The 3,786-nt window shown below is 47.0% G+C and carries 5 protein-coding genes; all 5 read left to right on the forward strand.

Annotated elements, in window-relative coordinates; genetic code table 11:
- The first annotated feature begins 194 nt into the window (after positions 1-194).
- Positions 195-635 carry a GerW family sporulation protein gene (gene ytfJ, locus IJN28_08715; protein ID MBQ6713846.1) on the forward strand — a complete coding sequence of 147 codons (441 nt, stop codon included), beginning with the start codon at positions 195-197 and terminating at the stop codon, positions 633-635.
- A gap of 85 nt (positions 636-720) precedes the next feature.
- Entirely contained in the window at positions 721-1,314 is a 594-nt protein-coding gene (locus IJN28_08720) for a spore maturation protein (protein ID MBQ6713847.1), read from the forward strand.
- Between the two features lie 2 nt (positions 1,315-1,316).
- Positions 1,317-1,850, forward strand: coding sequence for a spore maturation protein (locus IJN28_08725; GenBank protein ID MBQ6713848.1), 534 nt, complete (start codon positions 1,317-1,319; stop codon positions 1,848-1,850).
- 72 nt (positions 1,851-1,922) lie between these two features.
- Positions 1,923-3,203, forward strand: coding sequence for an FAD-dependent oxidoreductase (locus IJN28_08730; GenBank protein ID MBQ6713849.1), 1,281 nt, complete (start codon positions 1,923-1,925; stop codon positions 3,201-3,203).
- 10 nt (positions 3,204-3,213) lie between these two features.
- The coding region (locus IJN28_08735; protein MBQ6713850.1) for a hypothetical protein at positions 3,214-3,786 on the forward strand (573 nt) is incomplete at its 3' end.

The following is a 3,786-nucleotide window of genomic DNA, read 5'->3' on the forward strand; positions in this document are numbered from 1 at the left end:
GTATGGAGCTTACAGGGCATCATTTGGGAGCGGTGGATACGTGATAAGAAGTGTATAACGATGATAAGCTGCCGTCCGAATTTTGGGGAACTGATGATTTATAGCGAGGCGACATGTATAGTGCGATTTCGATTTGGCGATATTATAAAAGAGTTTGCCAAAGGATATTTGAAAAGCAAAAGGAGGAAGGTCGCATGAAAGAACATTCTATTGAGGAATTGGTTAGAACATCGCTTAACAGCATCAAGGAGATGGTAGATGTTAATACGGTTATCGGTGATGCGGTGGAATCGACAGATGGGACTGTTATTATTCCGATATCACGTGTTTCGTTCGGGTTTGCTGCGGGCGGTGCCGGATGTGACGGTGAAACTATGGAAGGGAAACAAGGTTTTGGCGGAGGGAGTGGCGCGGGGGTCAGCGTGAAGCCTGTCGGTTTTCTCGTGTGTTCACCCGAACATGGGATTCGGTTTATGAATGTGTCTGCGAATCGTACTTACGAGCGATTGTTGGATATTATTCCGTTGGCGATGGATAAGATCGCAGAGATATTTCCGCAAGATATGATGAAACAGAGACGAAAAGAAGAACCGTTTCAGGTATATGAGATGAATACAGAAACAGAATCCGATTAGATAAAGAAGGGCTTTGCTTAGGCAAGGCTCTTTTTATGTCTAATCAATATTATGATTCCATATATTTTTTACGAGGTGAGAGGATGTGATCAATGGAGTATGGCTGTTCTTATTGGCAGGAGGAATCATATGGGGACTTATCACTGGAAATGGGACGGTCGTAATGCAAAGTGCTCTCGGTGGTGCAGAAACGGCAGTAACTCTTTCGATAAAGTTGGTTGGTGTAATGTGTTTGTGGCTCGGTATGTTGAAAATAGCGGAAAAGGCAGGCGTTCTTCGTATATTTGCGCGGATTGTTCGACCATTGACACGTTGGCTGTTTCCTTCTGTTCCGACAGACCATCCTGCGATGGGAGCTGTTGTGATGACGATTACTGCAAATATGCTTGGTATGGGTAATGCCGCGACTCCGTTCGGCATGAAGGCAATGGAGGAATTGCAGTTGCTTAACAGGGGAGATAAACAGAGGGCTACGCCTGCGATGTGTACATTTTTAGCACTTTGTGCGGCCGGTTTTAATTTGGTTCCTGCGACGATCATTGCGCTCCGTTCGGCATCAGGCTCTGCTGTTCCGGGAGCAACGATCGGGACAACGATTCTGGTAAGCCTGCTGGCTACGATCAGCGTGATCGTGATAGATCGTATCTGTCGTAAGGCATTTTCAAGTGAGGATAGATAACGATGGCAGAGATATGTCAACTGCTTGCGGATTGGATGATACTGCTTGTTCTGTCAGTCATTCCGATCGTTGGATGGATTCGCGGTGTACGTGTATATGAAGCATTTGTTGAAGGAGCATCGGAGGGCTTTGCGATCGCGATTCGTTTGATGCCGTTTTTAATTGCGATGTTGGTTGCTGTTAATGTATTTCGAGCATCAGGAGCAATGGATATCGTCATAATGTATCTTGAACCTTGTTTGGCAATGTTTCATATTCCGCCCGATCTGGTGCCGCTTGCACTTCTTCGTCCTTTTTCGGGGACTGCTTCTCTTGGGGTAACGACCGATATTCTATCGCGATACGGTGCGGATTCCCTTTTAGGGTTGATGGCATCGACTGCGATGGGGAGTACCGATACAACGTTTTATATTTTGAGTGTTTATTTTGGTGCGATCGGGATAACACGTGCGCGATATGCACCGTTCGTTGGTGTATGTGGAGATATCATTGGTTTTTTGCTTTCTGTGTGGGTCTGCCGCATCGTCTTTGGATGACCTATCATTGTGGCAATTTCGCGTATCAGGAATAGACTACAATATGATTCCTGATACGTGAGGAGGAATATGATGGTAAAGATTGCGGTTGTCGGAGGCGGTTGGTCGGGGTGTGCAGCAGCTCTTGCAGCGGCAAAGGCAGGTGCAGAGGTAATACTCTTTGAACGTACGGATATGCTTTTGGGAACGGGATTGGTCGGTGGTATCTTTCGCAATAACGGGCGATATACGGCGGCTGAAGAGGCGATCGCTCTTGGGGCAAATGAGCTGTTTGAATTGATGGATACTTATAGTAGACATAAGGAAGTCGATTTTCCCGGACATAATCATGCTTCACTTTATGATGTAACACGAATCGAGGATGGGGCGCGTACACTTCTTGCTCGACATGGTGTTACGGTCAAGTTGAAGTCTCGCATACGAGATATCGAAAAATACGGTGGCAGGATACGCGCTATTATTGGTGATGATGGCGTGATATACCCGTGTGATGCATATGTTGATGCAAGTGGAACGGCAGGTCCGATGGGGAATTGTTTGCGGTATGGCAATGGTTGTGCGATGTGTATCATGCGTTGTCCTTCGTTTGGGCCGCGCGTCAGTATGGCAGAGCGCGCGCATGTTGCCGAGAGAAACAGTGAGAAAGCGGATGGCTCTTTTGGTGCGATGAGTGGATCGTGTAAGATAAAAAAAGAAAGCTTATCGACTGCTGTTCGTGAGAAGCTGGAGCGTGATGGTGTCTTGGTGATCCCTTTGCCTGTGAAGGTACGGCAACAAGCCAAATTAGGCAAAAAGGCTTGCAGTCAGTATGCGCTGGATGCGTTTGCTGACAATCTGATTGTGCTTGATACAGGGCATGCGAAGATCATGACGCCGTATATGGATATGGAGCTTCTGCATCAGGTGGAAGGCTTTGAAAAGGCACGCTATGAAGATCCGTATGCGGGCGGATTCGGTAATTCGATACGATATATCGGGATTGCTTCTTGCGGTGATGATATGCGCGCCGAGGGAGTACAGAACTTGTTCTGTGCAGGCGAAAAATCTGCTCCGATCGTTGGGCATACGGAAGCGATCATTACGGGAAGTCTGGCAGGGCATAATGCTGTGCGATGTGTGCTTGACATGACATATCTTGTTTTGCCTGCTACGCTGGCAGTCGGTGACTTTATTTCGTTTGCGCATCGTCGTATGGAAGAAGACGGCGGCATGAGAGTACGATATACTTTCTCCGGTTCCGTTTATTTTGAACGAATGAAGGAAAAAGGGCTGTATACAACTGATTCGTCTGCTATATACAGACGAGTGGAAGAGAGTGGTCTAAGCCAAATATTCGCGCGGTGCTTGGTATAGGAGGCAGAAGATGAGAATATTAAAAGAGCGTTGTATTGATGTGAATTCTCAGTATTGTCCGTGCATATTGGCCGAGATGAATCATTGTTTGATGTGCAGTCAACTGCAAGGAGAAGGAAATTGTACGTGTGAATGGAGCGGTACGTGTGTATTGTATGAAAAGCATTGGAACGGTAATCATACCGGATCGCAGAAACGCATCGAGGAAGTGACGACTTTTTCTTCAATCGAATCGGTTGGTAATAAGACGGTCGTCGCAACGTTTGCTGTGTCGGAAAAGTTGGCGCAGATGTTGAATAAGGTAGGATCGTTCGTATTCCTTCGGAGAAAAGATGATGAGCAGTTTTACCATTTTCCTGTTGGTGTGATGACAGCCGATCGTACGTCTATAACAGTAGCCATCGAAGCAATCGGAACGAAGTCAAAACGACTCTTATCGGATACATCTGCCAAGATCGTTGTGCGTGGGCCATACTATAACGGGATGTTCGGAGAGCCTTGGCTTACGACGATCAGAGGAGAACGTGTGCTTCTTGTTGCAGGCGGGATCGGGCAGGCTCCGCTCCTTCCTGTTGCGCGAGAA

The sequence above is a fragment of the Selenomonadales bacterium genome (assembly GCA_017442105.1).
GTDB lineage: Bacteria > Bacillota > Negativicutes > RGIG982 > RGIG982 > RGIG982.

Bases quoted from the DNA above. Each gene is read 5' to 3' on its own strand.
- IJN28_08725 (MBQ6713848.1), top strand. From the start codon at position 1,317: ATGGCAGAGATATGTCAACTGCTTGCGGATTGGATGATACTGCTTGTT.
- IJN28_08730 (MBQ6713849.1), top strand. From the start codon at position 1,923: ATGGTAAAGATTGCGGTTGTCGGAGGCGGTTGGTCGGGGTGTGCAGCA.
- ytfJ (MBQ6713846.1), top strand. From the start codon at position 195: ATGAAAGAACATTCTATTGAGGAATTGGTTAGAACATCGCTTAACAGC.